Source organism: Campylobacter concisus (assembly GCF_015230015.1).
Lineage (GTDB): Bacteria > Campylobacterota > Campylobacteria > Campylobacterales > Campylobacteraceae > Campylobacter_A > Campylobacter_A concisus_AF.
Genome location: NZ_JAAKZC010000008.1, coordinates 52536 through 70086 on the forward strand (window position 1 = coordinate 52536; position 17551 = coordinate 70086).

A 17551-nucleotide genomic window follows, 5' to 3' on the forward strand; every position below is an offset into this window, starting at 1 on the left:
CACATTTAAACAATAAAAAAGGAGACAAAATGTCAAAAGTTATTTTACAGTTAAACACAATTCAGGCTGATGCAAATGCACTTTATATCAAATTTCACGATCTTCACTGGAATGTAAAAGGCATCCAATTTTTTAGCGTCCACGAGTATACAGAAAAAGCCTATGAGGATATGAGTGAGATTTTTGATGACGCAGCTGAGAGAGCTCTTATGCTTGGTGGCAGACCTATCGTCAAGGCTGAGGAGCTAGCAAAAGTTGCTCACATAAAACACGAGCCAAAAGAAAACTACACTCCGACTGAAGTTTTGGATATTGTTTTGGTTGATTACAAGCACCTTTTGGGCGAATTTAAAAAACTTGATGAGCTTGCTGAGGGCGACACAACAACTCAGATGTACGCACAAGATCAAATAGCTAAATTTGAAAAAGCTATCTGGATGCTAAACGCAACACTTGGCAAATAATCACAGCGGGAGCTCTCCCGCTTTACTCTAAATAAATTCTACCTTTTGGCGATATAGTTTTTATAAACTTAGAGGAGCCAAATATGCAAATCAGTCAAATCGCAAGTTCATATAACACTTCAAGTGTAAAAGAAAATGTAAAATCAGAAATTTCACTTCACAAAGATGAAAAAGAGGTTTCTAAAAAGCAGCCCGATGTTTCAAATTTAAGCGCAAAAGAGATATCAAATAGCTATTTTTTGCAGTATCAAAAAGAGATCACTCAAAGCGCTAGCTCAAATTTACTAGCACAAGGCGGTCTAAGCTTTAACGTGCCTGAAAATTTATCAGACATTTTATCTAGCCTTGATCTGGCAGGCGTCGGCTACAATGGTAAAGCTCTGGGAGAGCTAAGTAGTGATGAGGCAAATGAGCTAGTTAGTGAAAATGGCTTTTTTGGTATCGCAAATACAGCTGAGAGGATAGCTGGCTTTGTACTAAATGGTGCAGGTGATGATATTGAGAAGCTAAAAGCTGGCAGAGAGGGCGTGGCAAAAGGCTTTGAAGACGCAAAGAAAATTTGGGGTGGAGAGCTTCCTGAAATTTCACAAAAGACTATCGAAAAGACACTTGAGACGCTTGATAAAAAGATCGCCGAGCTTGGCGGTAATGTTTTAAACGTATCAGCCTAAATTTCTTGGGGTCTCTCCCAAGAAATTTATATACATTAATGTAAGTACAAAACTCAAATTTTAAAACTCGCAAATTTTATTTAATCTTAAAAGCTATACTTTGCTCTTTACATTAAGGAGAAAAGATGAAAGCTAAAATTTTACTTCCTTTAGCAGTAGCTACTATGTTTTTGGGATGTTCGTTTTTTGATGACAATCCACCAGTCCGCAAGCAACCAAGGCAAGCTACTAAAACTACAATTGCAAAAAGCTCCATCAAGGGCTTTATAAAAGATGTCAGCTATAAAGATTCGAAATATTGCTACGAGATAGTAGCTAGCGATGTGAAAAATCACAAACTAAACAAAGCAAATTTTTGTGCAAACAGATATTATTACGATAAGGGCGATCTTGTCTATGCGACTTTTTACGCAGATAAGCTCATAGACATGCTTCTTATAAAAGAGGGTGGCTCTAAAGGTGCGTATAATGGCATAAGAAAACCACAAAATGAAGTAGTCGTTAAAAGAAAAAATATAAAAACAAATATAGATATACCAAAAGAGGAGAAAATTTCTTTTTAGATTACCGTTGATTTACTGCTAGCGTATATAATTTCATCAGCAATCAAAACTAGAACTCCTTTTAAGGGGCAAAGCAACGGCCCCTTTTTCTTTTTACTCCCTTTTAAAAAATGCCGTTTTTGAAGTTAAAATTATCAAAATATACCTCTTTTTGGTCAAAATCGGTAAACGATCGGTAACAAAAGTGCAAAATTTTATGATTTTTTAAGCTTCATATTAAAATTTATTGATTATAATCGTCATCACAAAAACCTTAAAAGGAGAAAAAATGAAACTAACAAAAATTAGTTTAGCTGCATTGGTTGCTTTAGGTGCATTTTCAAGCGTTGCAAGTGCAACTCCACTTGAAGAAGCTATAAAAAACGTAGATCTTTCAGGATTTGCAAGATATAGATATACTAATAAATATGTAAAAAACAGTGGTCCAAGCTATCAAAAACCAGATAAAGAAAGTGAAGCTAATCATGAATTTAGAATGATTACTAACTTTAAAGCTGCTATTGATGATAACTTCTTTGGTGTTATTGGTCTAAGATACAACGCTACTGATAATTCAGGTGATGGTGTTACTGCAGGAACAGATGCAACAAATACAACAACACCTTTTAGAGTTCATCAATTCTATCTTGGATATAAAGCTGGTAACACTACTATAACAGCTGGTAAGCAAGAGGTCGGCTCATATTTTACTGATGATGAAGTAGGTACTGGCATAAGAGTAGTTAATGAAGATATCGAAGGTCTTACTTTAACAGCTTTAGCATTTGATGCACTTGAAGGAACACAAAACTTTAGCAATGGTGAATTGTACGAAGTAGAAACTAACTTTTTAAAAGGTTATGATGTTGGTAATCTATATGCAGCTGGTATCGCTGGTTCATATGATCCTATTAACTTTCAACTATGGTATGGTAGTTTAACGAACTTAGCTGATGTTCTTGCAGGTGATGTTTCAGCAAATTTTGCTATAAATAATGATGTGTCTTTAGGTGCAAGAATTAATTATGCGGGTAGCCAAGTAGATAAAGATGCAAAAAATGCTCTTAATTATGAAGACGGCAATTTCTATGCTGGCGAGCTCTCAACTTCATTATATGGCTTTGATCTAGCTGCTGGTTATATCGGTTATAAAACACAGAACTATCAAGATGGTAAATATTCAATATTTACATTTGAAGATCAAGGTGGTTTGATTGACGCTGGTGAAGATGTATTTGACTGGACACATGCAGAAGGTAAAGGTAGCTTTTTCTATGCAAAAAGTGCATATAATTTTGATAAATTTAAAGTTGGTCTAGATTATATTAAAGGTCACTATAAAACAAACGAGAAGACTAAAATTCAACAATTTGTTCCAAGATTTGCTTATCAATACAGCAAAAAGCTAGCGTTTAGCTCATTCTATGCCTTTACAACAGAAAAAGAGCATGACGGAGATAAAGAGAGAACTGACAAATTTAGATTTGAAGCTAAATACTCATTCTAATTCATAGCTCGTTAATCAACTTATGATATAATCCCGGGTCGGAGCAATCTGATCCGGGATTTTTAAATTTAGAGCAAAATTTCAAGGAAACTCATGAAAAATATCAAAATTTCTTTTTTGGCGTGTTTTTTGGTGGCAAATGCCTTTGCAGCTTCTCAGGTTTATTATATAGAAGCTCGTGGTGAGTTTGGTAAAGAGCTTGCCGAAATGGCAAAAAAGCAGGCTAATGACAGAAATGAAAAAATAAATGTCTATGTCGATGAAGATCCAAGACGCTATAAAGATAATAGAATTTTAAAATTTGGCGTTGATAGAAAAGGTAGATATAGCGTATCTTTAGGAAAAGAGCTTTATGAGAAACAATGTGCTAGCTGCCATGGTGAAAGCGCAGATAAAAGACCATTTGGCTCAACACCACTTAAAAACATGGATGCTAAAGATATAGAAGATAGTATCATCTCTTATAGAAGTGACTCAAGCTTTGGTGGTAGCGGTAAAAACGTGATGCAAAACCAGGCCAAGATCGTCTCAAACAATGACTTAGGTGCAATACTAGCTTATCTAAAAGGTAAAGACGCACTTGCAGATCAAGATACAAACGAAAATAAACCAGTTTCAACCGAAACAAAGCAGGGCAGTTATTTAAGATAAATTTCACTTTGGTAGCTTTGCCACAATATAAATAAAAGGAAGCAGATGTTAAATCCAAAAACATTATTTTTAAGTATGGGCTCAGCTATCGTTTTGATGATAATCTTTGCCATAGCTAGTGGAGCCGCCACAATAATAGAGAGCAAAACTAGCACTGAAGCAGCTTGGTACTATGTTTATGGGGCTGGCTGGTTTGCGCTCATTCAACTACTTCTTGGTATAAATTTAGCCTTTAACATCTTTAGATACAACCTAATCGATCCTAAAAAACTGCCATCGCTCATATTTCACATAGGTTTTATCGTCATCTTAATAGGTGCTGGCATCACAAGATACCTTGGCTTTGAAGCTGATATGCATATACGTGAAAACACTGCTTCAAACGTCGTTAGTACGAAGGTTTCGTATATAAATTTAACAGCGCTTAACGACAAAGGCGAGGAGATCAGCTCAGCTATGCCTTTAGGACTTGCTGATGTAAAGAAGGGCTTTGATCTAAAGCTAAAAACAGCAGACGGTGAGGCCAGTTTAAAATTTAAAGAATTTGTGCCAAATGCAAGTTATAAATTTGTAAATGATGATAGCGGAAAGCCTGTCGTTGAGTTTGTAGTCTCAAACGAGAGCGAAAGTGAAGAGATATTTTTACTTGAAGAAGAAGAGGCGAGGGTTGGGGATATCAGCTTTATCTTTAATGCCAAGCCAGATGAAAATAAAAAATATGTTCTTTTTAGACTAAATGATGGAAATTTCACAGTTACTTCAAATGTTGATCTTTCAAAATTTACTATGGTAGATAGCTCAAAAACTGAGCTAAAAGCTGGCAGCGTGAATGAATTTGGCACAGGCAGCTTATATACTATCTCAAATATAAATTTCGCCCCAAGGCTAGTCTCAGCGCACGCCACAAGAAAGCTAGTTAGCTCAAAGGATAGCGAGTTTAATGCGTTGATAGCTGAGCTAAACTACAAAGGTGAGAGTAGAGAGATGCATGTATTTTACAACCTAATGGAGCCTTCACGTATCGCCGTGGCTGGACAGAAATTTAACGCTTCATGGGGAGCTCAGCAGATAAAACTCCCATTTAGCCTCTACCTAAAGGACTTTGAGCTAAAAAGATATCCTGGCTCAAATTCTCCTATGAGCTACTCAAGCGAGGTTGTGGTAAAAGATGGCACAAATGATCCGGGGTTTGATTATAGAATTTATATGAACCACGTGCTTGATTATGATGGATATAGATTTTTCCAAAGCTCATACGATACTGACGAGAAAGGCACGATCCTCTCTGTCAATAAAGACCCAGGCAAGATCCCGACATATATCGGCTACTTTTTGCTAGGTCTTGGCTTCTTGCTAAATGTCATAAACCCTAACAGCCGCTTTAGAAAGCTAGCAAAACTAATAGATAATGAATCAACAAAAAGCGGCAAAAAAGTAGCTGCACTCATAGCGGTCTTGCTTTTAGGCTTAAATTTTAGCTCGCTAAAGGCTGAGGACTTCTTACCGCACATCAGCAAAGAGCATGCAGACAAGCTTGCTAGGCTTATCGTGCAAAGTCCAGATGGCAGGATGAAACCATTTGATACGCTTAGCAAAGAGGTTTTAAACAAAATTCACAGAGGCGAGAGCATAGGTAGCCTAAATTCAAACCAAGCGATGCTTTCTATAATGGTAACGCCTGATTTTTGGCGAAATGAGAAGATCATCGCACTTGGTCAAAGCAAGGAGCTAAAAAAAGAGCTAGGCGTCAATGAAAATGCAAGATACGCAAGCTTTGATGAATTTTTTAAAGCGACAAAAGATGGTAGAAGCGAGTATAAACTAACAAAATTTGCCGAGATAGCAAACCGCAAACACCCAGGCTCACGCAATACTTTTGACAAAGATGTGATAAAGATCGACGAGAGACTAAATGTATTTTATATGATATTTATCGGTGAAATTTTCAAAATTTTCCCAAAACAAGATGATCCATCAAATTCTTGGTATTCGCCAGCTAGTGCGATGATGTACTTCTCGCCAAAAGAGGCTGAGCTAGTAGTTGGCATGATGAGAGAGTATTTTTCAGCTGTTGATGCAGCCTCAAAGGATAATGACTGGAGTAAGGCGGATGCGGCGCTTGAGAAAATTTCAGCCTATCAGCACAAATACGGCTCTGCCGTCATGCCAAGTGAGAAAAAGATAGACATAGAAATTCTATTTAATAAATTTCAAGTATTTGACCGCTTGACGCCGATATATCTTTTGGCTGGACTTGCGCTTTTACTATTTGTTTTTGTCAAGATGCTAGCACCAAAAGTGCAGATAAATGGCATAGTTAAAGCCGTATATATTATAAATTTACTAGCTTTTCTTGCGCACACAGTAGGTCTTGGACTTCGCTGGTACATCGCCGAGCACGCCCCTTGGAGTAACGCCTACGAGTCGATGGTCTATATCGCTTGGGCGCTTGGACTTTCAGGCATCATCTTTGCAAAACGTAGTCCGATCGCACTTGCGCTTACATCTATATTAGCTGGCGTTACGCTGTTTGTCGCTCACCTTAGCTGGATGGATCCGCAGATCACGACACTTGTGCCTGTACTTCAGAGCTACTGGCTAACTATCCACGTCTCTATCATAACTGCAAGTTATGGATTTTTAGGTCTTTGCTCACTGCTTGGAGGCTTTACTTTGCTGCTTATCATCTTGCAAAACAAGAAAAAGCCAAATGCAGAGATCGCGCGCAATATCACTGAAGCAACACGCATAAATGAGATGGCGATGATACTAGGTCTTAGCTTGCTCACGCTTGGAAACTTTTTGGGTGGCGTTTGGGCAAATGAGAGTTGGGGTAGATACTGGGGCTGGGATAGCAAGGAGACTTGGGCGCTAGTTTCGATCCTTGTCTATGCGGCAGTGCTTCACATGAGATTTATACCAAAGCTTAATAATCAATACGCATTTGCTGTTGCATCATTTTTTGCCTATTGGTCGATCATAATGACCTATTTTGGAGTAAATTTCTATCTAGCTGGCATGCACTCATACGCAGCTGGAGATCCGCTTCCGGTGCCTGATTTCGTCTGGATAAGCATCATTGCAATGATAGCGATGAGCGTTCTTGCATTTACAAAACGCTCTCTTTGCACAAGGCTATAGATGCTTCTTAAAGGCTTGATAGTCTTTTTTGTTTTTTTGCTTATAGTGGCCATTTGTGCTCTAATCTATCTTTTGCTAAAAAACAAAGATCATCAAGTCTTGGCAAGAGGTCCAGAGCTCCAAATCGAAGAAGAGATCACGATCGAAAAGCTTGAAGAACTTGCTAGCGATAAAACTCTAAGCAAAAATGAGCTTTTCGAGCTTATACAAATTTTTGGAGAGAAATTTATAATACCAGCGAAAAAAAATCAGGTCGCTCCAAAAGAAGCTAGCAACTACATAAATTTTATAATCCTCATCTGCTCTCACCAAAATGCCGATGCAAAGCTTATTAGCTTTTTAGACAAAGAGGCTAAAAAGAAAAATCCAAGCTATGTTGCAGAGATCGAAGATAGCGAGAGGATAGGCATAGAAAACCGCAAAAATCGTAGGTAAATTTAGCTTTTTTAAATTTAAGAACGCAAAACGTCGTTAGCAAAACTCAAATTTACAAAGCAAAAATAGGAGTGCAATTTGGACATCAATGATCTCTATGCTAGTTTGATCTTCGTGCCGATAGTGCTAGCTATTTTGTTTATGATCTTGGCTGGCAGGCGAAATATAAAAGTTTATCTGAGTAAATTTGACCTAGTTGGCCTACATCTTATCTTTCCGCTCGTGATATTTCCTATATCTGTAGCTATTTTTAGTGAAGCGGCCGAGTATTTTGGCATTTCAAACGATACTGGGCTATCTTACATATTTTATGTCATGCTTTTTATAATGGCTATTTACGCTGTTTTTGGTTTTTGTGTTTGCATTAAATACAATCACGGCTTTATAAACTGCTTCTTGGCGTTACTTTTAAGATTTAACTTTATGACTCCGCTTGTTTATTTGCTGTTTTTTGGTGGTAAAAATAGCGATAAAAATGGCAATGAGATAACCCCTGAAAATGTTAAAAATTTAAGCCTTTTTGAAGAGCTTAGATTTTCACTTTATAATATGATCGTCTTTAGAAAAATTTATGACAAAGACAAATTTCTCGGCAAGGATGAGAAAAATTTTAGCGACAAAGTTCTAGTCTCAAAAGAAGAGTGGGATGAGTTTTTAAAATGGAAAAAGAGCAGAGAGGGCTAAATTTAAAAAGAGCCAGCAAGATAGCTAGCTTGGCTTACGGTAAAACTACGCCAAATTTCATAGCTACGCCATATATCATCGCGCTAATAATGCCAGCGAAAAATCCAGCGACCATATCATCGCCCATAACGCCAAGTCCGCCCTTTACGTTGCGGTCGATCCTGCCAATGATCGATGGTTTTTTGATATCAAGCACCCTAAAAAGTACGAGAGAGAGAACTAGCTGAGAGATCGTCGCTCCGCTAATGGCGATAGCGAGCCAAACGCCGGCAACTTCGTCGATCACGATAAAGCTCTCGTCGTGTGAATTTACCTTTTTTTCAAAATCATCAATAACACTAATGCTTACCAAAAATAGCAAAATGCTAGCCAGTAAAAGCGTGGTCGCTGAGAAAAAATATAACACAAAATAAGCTGCCACAGCTCCAGCCACCGAGCCCCAAGTGCCAGGCGCCTTTGGTAAAAGTCCAAATCCAAAAAATGTCAAAAATAGCTTTTGCATAAATTTCCTTAAGTGAGTGATGATGTCTGATAAAGCTTCATGAGCTCCTCGTAAAAGTCTCGGTCGGTCTTGTTTTCAAGCAAACCAGAATTTACAAAAAGATCGTCGCAGAGCTTTTGTATATCTTTGAAGCGATTTACATAAAGCTTGCTTAAGATGAGCGCTGAAATTTCAGGTCTTACTAGTATGGCTGGTGGCATGATGCCGTTAAATAGCAGCTCTTTGATCACGTCTGGGTGGTATTTGATCTGGTGATGCTGTCCGTGCGGGCAGCTTTTGGTACTAACTAGCGTCTTACACTTGTTGCAATAAACTAGCTCAGGAAGGACGATCACGTCTAAATTTAGGTCGTTTTTGTAGATATCAAGGATCGTGTGCGCTTCGTTGTGGTCAAAAAACATTCCGATGCCAGAGTGGTTTTGTCCGATGACAAGCTTGTTTGCTCCAAGCCTTGAGGCTGCGATGCACTCAAGTGTCGGATTGGCGTGTGAGCTAAAAAGGGTCGTGTTTTTTAGTGCAAAGACAAAGACCTTTTTTGTTGGCAGATAGTTTTGGTTGAAAAAGTCAAGCACCTGCTTTCTGATCTCGTAATCAATATGCCTCTCTTCGCGCGTTCTTACCAGAAAAACGACGACTAGATCGGCCTTGTCGATGGTCATCCTAACTAGGCGTTCATGCGCACGGTTAAATGGATCAGCTGTTAAAAAGACAGCCGTTATTTTCTTTGCGCCACTCTCTCTTATCAGCTCATTTAGCGCATCTTTGCTTATTTGCAAGCTCTCATCATATAGCTCAAACTCGCCACTTATACCGTATTTGCCTAAATTTAGCGACATTTCGCTGTTTGATTCATTTGCTAAAAATATATTTTTAGCTCGCATGCTCTCGTCAAATTTAAAGACCTTTGCTACGTCGATGTGCCCAACGATATTGCCGTCCATATTTAAATTTACTCTTTGCCCAGCATGCAGCTTGCTAGCGATATTTTGATTGATCTCGCCAAATGGGGCAAAGCCAAAAGAGTATGGCATCGGCTCGCCGTTAAAGTAGCCCTTTTTTGCCACCTCTTTGATCTGCTCATCGTTCATCAGGGCACTAAAATTTGAGAGAATTTTGTTTTTGATAAGCTCTAAGGCGCCAAAAACTTCTGTGTTTATAGAAATTTCACTACTTTTTCTTGCTGACGTCATATTTTTTTCTCTTTTCCCAAAGTGATTTTCTAGAAATTCCAAGCTTTTTGCTTAGCTCGGTGTCGGGGAATTTATCTTGATAATTGACTATGATATATTTTATATATTCATCGATCGTGACGATCTCGCCGATGTCAAAGTTTTTATCTCGGATTGAGAGTTCAAGCTCCTCAAATGGCGCACTTTGCGCAAAATCGCTAGTTTGGATAGCTACTTTTTTCTTTTTGCAAAGCTCTAAAATTTTCTCTTTTTCATCCTCTTTTAGCTCTTCAAGATTTGTGATGTATATTAGCTCGTTGCCACTTTGAGAAAGTGCTTTTTCAAGCTCGCTAAAACAGGCTTTGCCCAAAAACAAAAATGGCGTTTTGTTTGCCTTTACATAGTTAAAGATAAATTTATCGCTGTAGCCATTTTTGCTTGATTTTAAAAGAAGTGGAAATTTGATCTTTTTAGCTTCAAAACAAGGTATCTCGTAGTCTTTTAGGGCGAAATTTATATAGTTTTCGTAGTTTTTGATCTCGTTTTTAAAGCCTCTAAACTCTTCAAAATGTCTTATCTTTCTAACAAGCTCTTCTATCATAAATGGCTTTTGGATGTAATCCACCGCGCCCGCTTGTATCGGCTTTAGCACGGTGTCGCTGTTGATGTAGGCGATGAGTAAGATGATGATAGAGCTTTTAAATTTCTCTATGACAGGGTAGAAGTCTTGCCCCGGGAGTGTGGTAGAAAGTAACACTACGTCAAAATTTTCAAATTTCAAAGCCTCTTTGACGCTCTTTGCGATCTCGCAGTCGTAGCCAAAGTCAGCTAGTTTGCTAGCCATCGAGCCAGCTAGGTAAATTTCGTTTTCTACTATTAAAATTTTCATATTTGTGTCCAGTTGTAAAATTTAAGGCTAGCACTTGCCATGACAGCGATCCCCTCACATCTACCGACAAAGCCAAGCCCCTCAGTCGTCGTCGCCTTTACATTTATGCGGCTCTGGCTTAAATTTAAAGCCTGCGCGATGTTTGCCTCCATTTTTGATTTTAGTTTTGAAAGTTTTGGCTTTTGAGCCATTATCGTGATATCAGCATTTGTTAGCACAAAGCCCACGCTTTGCACTCTTTTATAGGCCTCTTGCAGCAGATAAATAGAGCTAATATCTTTAAATTTAGCGTCCGTATCAGGAAAAAGTTCGCCTATGTCGCCAAGCCCAGCAGCTCCCAAGATGGCGTCTGTTAGCGCATGAAGTGCCACGTCGCCGTCGCTGTGAGCCTTTAGCCCAAACTCATAGTCGATCTTTTCGCCACAAAGCACAAGCGGACGGCCCTTTTCAAACTCATGCACGTCAAAGCCGTTTCCTACAAAGAGCTCGTTTTCTGGTGCTTTTAGGGCTGAAATTTTGGCAAGGTCCTCTTTAAAAGTGATCTTTCTAGCCATCTCATCGCCCAAGATGTGCCAAACACTTGCGCCTATGGCTCTCATAGCCGAGCTATCATCTGTGTAAATTTCACCGCTACTAAGAGCTTTTTTAAGAAGTGCTGTGCGCGAGAGCTGCGGTGTTTGGATAAGCTTTACCTTCTCTCTATCGATTGCATTTTCGCCAAGATAGGCAGTGTCAGCGATCTTTAGCGCAGGCACTACGCAGTCAGCCTGAGTGGCCGCCTCGATGATCTTGTGAAAGAGCTCGCTTGATATGCAAGGGCGCGCGATGTCACTAACTAGGACAAATTCGCTACTTACTAGCTCAAGTGCGTTTTTTAGGCTATCTTGTCTTGTCTCGCCGCCATCAACAAATTTATAATTTGGAGCAAATTTAGACATATATTTGCACTCTTTACTAACGACGATGATCTCTTTAAATGTGTAAAAGTTACTCAAATTTTTAGTAGCAAATAGCCAAAGTGGGTCACTGCCTATACGAAGCCATTGTTTCTTTACAGGTAGCTCAAAACGGCTAGAATTTCCGGCTCCAAGCATTATAAGTGAGATATCAAGCAAGGTAGCTCCTTTGAAGATTGTTACGGAATTATACATTCTAAAACTTGAAAAAATCTTTTTAAAAAAGAGTAGAAATTTAGATTTATTTAGTTAGTTCAAATATAAAAAGGACTAAAATTAGCTTTTTATAAATTTAAAAAGGCTACTCATGAGAGATAAGACGCAGATGTATTATGCTAGGCGTGGTGAGCTCACAAAGGAGATGAGCTATGTGGCTAAGGTCGAGGGGATAGGCGAAAATTTGCTCATGGATGAGGTGGCAAACGGCAGGATCATCATCCCAGCAAATGTAAATCACACAAATTTAAAGCCAATGGGCATAGGCAGAAAGCTAAAGACAAAGGTTAATGCAAATATCGGCAACTCAAGCCTAAGCAGCGACATTTGCGCGGAGCTTAGAAAGCTTGAAATTTGCTTAGAGTTTGGTGCTGATACGGTTATGGATCTAAGCACGGACGGCGATTTGGATGCCATTAGAAGCGCTATCATCGAGCACTCAAGCGTGCCAGTTGGCACAGTGCCGATGTATGAAATTTTAAAAGAGGCAAAAGAGGTTACAAATATCACAAATGAGCTAATTTTAAGCGTGCTAGAGAAGCAAGCAAGGCAAGGGGTTAGTTACTTTACGATACATGCTGGCTTTTTGCGCGAGTTTTTACCGCTTGTTAAAAAGCGTAAAATGGGCATAGTAAGCCGCGGTGGCAGCCTAAGCGCTAGCTACATGTCAAAGCTAAATAGGCAAAATCCATTTTATGAAATTTTTGATCAAATTTTAGAAATTTGCGCTAGATATGACGTCTCGCTCTCGCTTGGTGATGGACTTCGCCCGGGATGTCTTTATGACGCGACAGATGAGGCGCAGCTTAGCGAGCTAAAGGTGCTTGGAGAGCTAACACTTCGTGCGTGGCAGAAAGATGTGCAGGTGATGATAGAGGGTCCTGGTCATGTGCCATTAAGTCAAATTGAGTATAATATGAAAATCGAACAAGAGCTCTGCCATGACGCCCCATTTTACGTGCTTGGGCCGCTTGTTAGCGATATTGGTGCTGGGTATGACCATATCACGTCGGCAATAGGCGGCACGATGGCAGCATATCACGGCGCTAGCATGCTTTGCTACGTGACGCAAAAAGAGCACCTTGGCTTACCAAACGAAAATGACGTAAGAGAGGGCATCGTAGCTCACAAGATAGCAGCTCATGCCGCAGACGTCGCGCTTGGCAAGGCTGGAGCTATCGAAAAAGACCATGCGATGAGTGACGCGAGATACGCATTTGACTGGAACAAGCAGTTTGAGCTTAGCTTTGATCCAAAAAAGGCTAGAGAGCTTCACGATGAGAGCTTGCCAGAAGATGCGTTTAAGAGCGCGCATTTTTGTTCGATGTGCGGACCAAAATTTTGTGCATATAAAATTTCAAAAGATCTAGAAAAAGGAGAAAAATGTTAAATAAAGAAGAGGTCTTAAACAGACTAAAAGGTGTCATATATCCGGGATTTGAGAAGGATATAGTTAGCTTTGGCTTTGTAAAAAATGTGCAGATCGGCGATAAAATTTTAATCGAAGTCGAGATCGTTAGCTCAAGCTCTGACGTGGCAAATGAGCTAAAAGCGGACATAAAACGTGTCATGGGCTCAAACGAGTACGTGCTAAATTTGATCCAGCCAAAGATGCCTGAGGAGAAAAGTAACAGCCAAAGTGGCAAAAATATAGCACCTCAAGTTAAAAATTTCGTAATGGTAAGCTCAGGGAAAGGCGGCGTTGGCAAATCAACCACAACGCTAAATTTAGCCATCTCAATGGCAAAACTAGGCAAAAAAGTGGGAATTTTAGACGCTGATATCTACGGACCAAATATCCCAAGAATGCTTGGCGAAGTAAATACTCAGCCACAAGTCGTTGGCAATAAGTTAAAACCAATCCTTAGCCATGGTGTCGAGATGATGAGTATGGGTGTTTTAATGGAAGAGGGCATGAGTCTTATTTGGAGAGGTTCGATGATCATGAAAGCGATCGAGCAGTTGCTAAGAGACGTGCTTTGGAGCGAGCTTGACGTGCTATTTCTTGACATGCCTCCAGGAACGGGTGACGCGCAGCTAACTCTAGCTCAAAGCGTGCCAGTAACGGCAGGTGTCTGCGTCACAACGCCACAAGTGGTCGCACTTGATGATAGCAAACGTGCGCTTGATATGTTTGAGAAGCTTCACATCCCAATCGCTGGTGTCATAGAGAACATGAGTGGCTTCATCTGCCCAGATAACGGCAAAGAGTATGATATCTTTGGCAAAGGCACGACTGAAGAGGTGGCAAAGGCTTACAACACTCAAATTTTAGCCGAAATTCCTATCGAGCCAGCAGTTCGTGTGGGCGGCGATAGTGGCAAGCCAGTTAGCTTTTACGAGCCAAACTCAGTCACTGCAAAGCGCTATGAGAGCGCAGCTGTAAGGCTTTGGGAGATAATAGAAAATATAAATAACGGCGGCGGGGCTGACAACTCAGCGATCCAGCCAGTAAATGACGGCAAGAGTGCTTGCTCGAAGTAAATTTGTAAAAGATAAAATTTAGAGCAAATTTTAATTAAATTTGGCTACCAAAATTTGGCTTTGCTTGATGCAGGGCTTAAATTTTGGAGCCAAAATGCACTTTATATAGAAAATTTAAAATTTAACAGGAGAAAAGATGAAAGCGATCGTAACCGTAGTCGGAAAAGATAGGGTAGGCATCGTTGCTGGCGTTTCAGCAAAGCTTAGCGAGCTAGGGCTAAACATAGATGATATAAGCCAGACTATTTTGAGCGACTTTTTCACGATGATGGCGGTGGTTTCAAGTGATGAAAATAAGGACTTTACGGCCCTAAGAGCGGAGCTAGATAAGCTTGGAGAGAGCCTAAAAGTAAAGATAAATATCCAAAGCTCAGCCATTTTTGATGCTATGCACAAAATTTAAGGACAAAAGATGGATATTAAAAACGTAACCGAAACGATCTCGATGATCGAGGAGCAAAATTTTGACATCAGAACGATCACGATGGGCATCAGTTTGCTTGACTGCATCGATCCTGACATGGGCAAGGCCTGCGACAAAATTTACGCAAAAATCACCACTAAAGCCAAAGACCTAGTTCGTGTGGGCAACGAAATTTCCGCTGAACTAGGCATACCAATCGTCAATAAAAGAGTGAGCGTGACGCCTATCTCGATAATCGGCGCCGCAACGGATGCAAAAGACTACGTGATGATCGCAAAGACGCTTGATAGGGCGGCTATTGAAGTTGGTATTGATTTTATAGGTGGTTTTTCAGCTCTAGTGCAAAAGGGCTATCAAAAGGGCGATGAAATTTTGATAAATTCTATCCCACAAGCACTCGCACAGACCGCAAAAGTGTGCTCAAGCGTCAATGTCGGCTCAACAAAAAGTGGTATAAATATGAGCGCAGTACGTGACATGGGACGTATCATAAAAGAGACGGCGGCAGCTTCAGAGATGGGCTGTGCGAAGCTTGTTGTCTTTGCAAACGCAGTCGAGGACAACCCTTTCATGGCTGGCGCATTTCACGGCGTGGGCGAGGCTGATGTGGTGATAAATGTCGGCGTTTCAGGCCCAGGTGTCGTAAAAAGAGCGCTTGAAAAGGTGCGTGGTGAGAGCTTTGACGTGGTGGCTGAGACTGTGAAAAAGACAGCTTTTAAGATCACTCGTATCGGCCAGCTAGTCGGTCAAATGGCTAGCGAGCGCCTTGGGGTTAAATTTGGTATCGTCGATCTCTCTCTTGCTCCAACGCCAGCTGTGGGCGACTCGGTGGCTCGTGTGCTTGAGGAGATGGGGCTAGAGGCTGTTGGTACGCACGGCACGACTGCAGCACTTGCTCTCCTAAATGATGCGGTCAAAAAAGGCGGAGTTATGGCGTGCAATCAAGTGGGCGGTCTAAGTGGTGCTTTTATCCCAGTTTCAGAAGATGAGGGCATGATAGCTGCGGTGCGCGCGGGATCACTAAATTTAGAAAAGCTTGAAGCGATGACGGCGATATGCTCGGTGGGACTTGATATGATCGCCATACCTGCAGATACGCCAAGCCAAAGTATTGCTGCGATGATCGCTGATGAGGTGGCTATCGGCGTTATAAATCAAAAAACAACGGCTGTTCGTATCATACCTTTAGGTAAAGAGGGCGATATGATCGAGTTTGGCGGTCTTTTAGGAAGAGCACCTGTGATGAAGATAAATAAGGCTTCAAGTGCAGACTTCATCGCTCGTGGCGGACAAATTCCAGCGCCTATTCATAGTTTTAAAAACTAATTCAAAGTCCGCTTTAAATTTGCGGACTTTAATGAATTTGCTTATTTAAAAATAATTAATTTTTATTTATTTTTTGTTATAATTCAATCTTTCATAAATTACAATATATAAAGAATTTTCTATGCCACGTATTCGAACAGATAGGGTAGGTCAATCAGTAATAATCTCGACTCCAGTAGTTAAGATGCTTATTTTGTTTTTTCTCTCGCCCATAATATTACTGATAGAGCTTTATCTTCAAAATAAAATATTAAAAATAAAGTGGCGTATAAAAGATATCGTATGGGCGTTAAATTCAACATATTCATTCTGGTTTCTTACCCTTGTCGTGCTTGCAATTTGCATATTTAAAATATTTGATAGATATAGCCCTACTATTAACGACTATATTCCATTGATAGTGGTAATCTTGCTCTTGGCACCGCATTTCTACTTTTCATTTAAATATAAAAGTAAATTTAATAGATTTGCTAGATTAAAAGCAATAAAAAGAAGGATGGAATTGCGTGAAAAAGCAGACATTATTATGAAAAAAGAAAAAGAAGAAGATAGGCTAAAAAGAGAAATTAATAAAATTGTTCGTTAGGAGATTTCTGTATTTTTTTGTCTCTTTTATTCATAAAAATAGAGTTTGCCTCCTAAATTTACCCCAACTTTTCAACTGCTTTTGGTTAAAATAGCACCAAAATTTATGCATTAAGGAGCTTAGATGAAAATTTTGGGATTTTTAGCGGCACTTTGCCTTAGTATAGGAAGCGCAGCAGCAAATGACGGCAAGGTAAGAAGTGTGGATATCTACGTGACACCATACTACTCAGCAAGTGCTGGCAAAGTGGAGTTTGTGAAGGTCTATGACAAGATAGATGAGCTTTTAAAAAGCGGCAAAGAAGAGGACTTCAAAAAGGCTGAAAAGATCGTGCAGGACGCTCCGCAAATGGTATCTCCGATAACTCTTTTTGTTCTCTCAGCTCGCGCTTATGACCTCGGACTTCGCGATGATGCGGTATTTTGGTTTTACGTGGCAAAAAACCGCGCGATATTGCTAAGAGGCGTCATAGACATGGAGGGTGAGAAATTTACTGACGTGGTGGCTGCGATAGGAGCGTTTATGAAGCTTGTTGGCGACGTGGTCAATCCTTATGCATTTTGCGATATCAAAAAACAACAAGAGATCGCTGACAAAGCGCTTGAATGGACTAAGAAAAATGCCTATGAAGCGATGTTTTCTCCAGAATTTAGCTCACCTCACGAAGACAGAAAAGCAGCCCTTGCAAAAGGCATAGAAAAGCTAGAAAGTCGCAATAAAAAAGAGAAAGATTACTTTTTGGATAAGGATAACCTTGCTAACTTTAAAGCTATGCGCAAGCAAAATGGCACTGATGAGAAATTCTGCTTTTAAGTGGCGGGCTAAATTTAGTTGCTGTTTTAGGTTTTGCGCCTAAGACAGCAAATTTACAAGCTATGCGTTGTAGCAGTCGCTTGGATCTTTT

At 39.9% G+C, this 17551-nt stretch carries 18 protein-coding genes; 14 read left to right on the top strand and 4 right to left on the bottom strand.

Features of this window, described 5'->3' with window-relative positions; translation table 11 throughout:
• The first annotated feature begins 29 nt into the window (after nucleotides 1-29).
• The 8 genes from G6W42_RS05830 to G6W42_RS05865 all read left to right on the top strand — a co-directional run bounded on the left by G6W42_RS05830 (nucleotide 30) and on the right by G6W42_RS05865 (nucleotide 8095).
• Nucleotides 30-464 carry a Dps family protein gene (locus G6W42_RS05830; RefSeq protein WP_194173289.1) on the top strand — a complete coding sequence of 145 codons (435 nt, stop codon included), beginning with the start codon at nucleotides 30-32 and terminating at the stop codon, nucleotides 462-464.
• An 83-nt stretch (nucleotides 465-547) separates the two neighbouring features.
• Nucleotides 548-1135 (top strand): hydrogenase-4 component G, encoded by a 588-nt coding sequence (locus G6W42_RS05835; RefSeq protein WP_194173290.1) that lies wholly within the window; start codon nucleotides 548-550, stop codon nucleotides 1133-1135.
• Between the two features lie 125 nt (nucleotides 1136-1260).
• The gene (locus tag G6W42_RS05840; protein ID WP_194173291.1) at nucleotides 1261-1698 is read left to right on the top strand and encodes a hypothetical protein; all 438 of its coding nucleotides are present in this window, start codon (nucleotides 1261-1263) and stop codon (nucleotides 1696-1698) included.
• Nucleotides 1699-1966: 268 nt separating this feature from the next.
• Nucleotides 1967-3184, top strand: coding sequence for a major outer membrane protein (locus G6W42_RS05845; protein ID WP_194173292.1), 1218 nt, complete (start codon nucleotides 1967-1969; stop codon nucleotides 3182-3184).
• A 93-nt stretch (nucleotides 3185-3277) separates the two neighbouring features.
• Nucleotides 3278-3835, top strand: coding sequence for a c-type cytochrome (locus G6W42_RS05850; protein ID WP_194173293.1), 558 nt, complete (start codon nucleotides 3278-3280; stop codon nucleotides 3833-3835).
• A 45-nt stretch (nucleotides 3836-3880) separates the two neighbouring features.
• Nucleotides 3881-6976, top strand: coding sequence for a cytochrome c biogenesis protein CcsA (gene ccsA / locus G6W42_RS05855; RefSeq protein WP_194173294.1), 3096 nt, complete (start codon nucleotides 3881-3883; stop codon nucleotides 6974-6976).
• Entirely contained in the window at nucleotides 6977-7411 is a 435-nt protein-coding gene (locus G6W42_RS05860) for a fatty-acid--CoA ligase (protein WP_194173295.1), read from the top strand.
• 78 nt (nucleotides 7412-7489) lie between these two features.
• Complete coding sequence (locus G6W42_RS05865) at nucleotides 7490-8095, top strand: hypothetical protein (RefSeq protein ID WP_194173296.1); 606 nt, start codon at nucleotides 7490-7492, stop codon at nucleotides 8093-8095.
• Nucleotides 8096-8129: 34 nt separating this feature from the next.
• Here G6W42_RS05865 and G6W42_RS05870 read toward each other — a convergent pair whose 3' ends face one another.
• The 4 genes from G6W42_RS05870 to G6W42_RS05885 are packed head-to-tail and all read right to left on the bottom strand — an operon-like array spanning nucleotide 8130 to nucleotide 11770.
• Complete coding sequence (locus tag G6W42_RS05870; RefSeq protein WP_103558370.1) at nucleotides 8130-8597, bottom strand: phosphatidylglycerophosphatase A family protein; 468 nt, start codon at nucleotides 8595-8597, stop codon at nucleotides 8130-8132.
• An 8-nt stretch (nucleotides 8598-8605) separates the two neighbouring features.
• The gene (locus G6W42_RS05875) at nucleotides 8606-9787 is read right to left on the bottom strand and encodes a sulfate adenylyltransferase (protein WP_194173297.1); all 1182 of its coding nucleotides are present in this window, start codon (nucleotides 9785-9787) and stop codon (nucleotides 8606-8608) included.
• A complete protein-coding gene (locus G6W42_RS05880; RefSeq protein ID WP_194173298.1) occupies nucleotides 9765-10655 on the bottom strand; it encodes a response regulator in 891 nt (296 codons plus the stop codon). The genes G6W42_RS05875 and G6W42_RS05880 overlap by 23 nt, the downstream gene beginning before the upstream one ends.
• Nucleotides 10652-11770: a bifunctional 2-C-methyl-D-erythritol 4-phosphate cytidylyltransferase/2-C-methyl-D-erythritol 2,4-cyclodiphosphate synthase gene (locus G6W42_RS05885; protein ID WP_242042700.1), complete on the bottom strand. Its 1119-nt coding sequence runs from the start codon at nucleotides 11768-11770 to the stop codon at nucleotides 10652-10654. The genes G6W42_RS05880 and G6W42_RS05885 overlap by 4 nt, the downstream gene beginning before the upstream one ends.
• A 148-nt stretch (nucleotides 11771-11918) precedes the next feature.
• On the opposite strand from G6W42_RS05885, the gene thiC reads away from it, so the two are divergent.
• The 6 genes from thiC (at nucleotide 11919) to G6W42_RS05915 (ending at nucleotide 17460) form a co-directional block, all read left to right on the top strand.
• On the top strand, nucleotides 11919-13217 hold the full coding sequence (thiC, locus tag G6W42_RS05890; RefSeq protein WP_194173300.1) for a phosphomethylpyrimidine synthase ThiC: 1299 nt from the start codon (nucleotides 11919-11921) through the stop codon (nucleotides 13215-13217).
• Nucleotides 13211-14311: an Mrp/NBP35 family ATP-binding protein gene (locus tag G6W42_RS05895; RefSeq protein WP_194173301.1), complete on the top strand. Its 1101-nt coding sequence runs from the start codon at nucleotides 13211-13213 to the stop codon at nucleotides 14309-14311. Before thiC ends, G6W42_RS05895 begins: the two co-directional genes overlap by 7 nt.
• 136 nt (nucleotides 14312-14447) lie before the next feature.
• Entirely contained in the window at nucleotides 14448-14714 is a 267-nt protein-coding gene (locus G6W42_RS05900) for an ACT domain-containing protein (protein WP_002939508.1), read from the top strand.
• 9 nt (nucleotides 14715-14723) lie between these two features.
• Complete coding sequence (locus G6W42_RS05905) at nucleotides 14724-16061, top strand: PFL family protein (RefSeq protein ID WP_194173302.1); 1338 nt, start codon at nucleotides 14724-14726, stop codon at nucleotides 16059-16061.
• A gap of 121 nt (nucleotides 16062-16182) precedes the next feature.
• On the top strand, nucleotides 16183-16647 hold the full coding sequence (locus tag G6W42_RS05910; protein WP_194173303.1) for a hypothetical protein: 465 nt from the start codon (nucleotides 16183-16185) through the stop codon (nucleotides 16645-16647).
• 123 nt (nucleotides 16648-16770) lie between these two features.
• Nucleotides 16771-17460, top strand: a complete 690-nt coding sequence (locus G6W42_RS05915) for a cytochrome-c oxidase (protein ID WP_194173304.1) — start codon at nucleotides 16771-16773, stop codon at nucleotides 17458-17460.
• Nucleotides 17461-17551 lie beyond the last annotated feature (91 nt).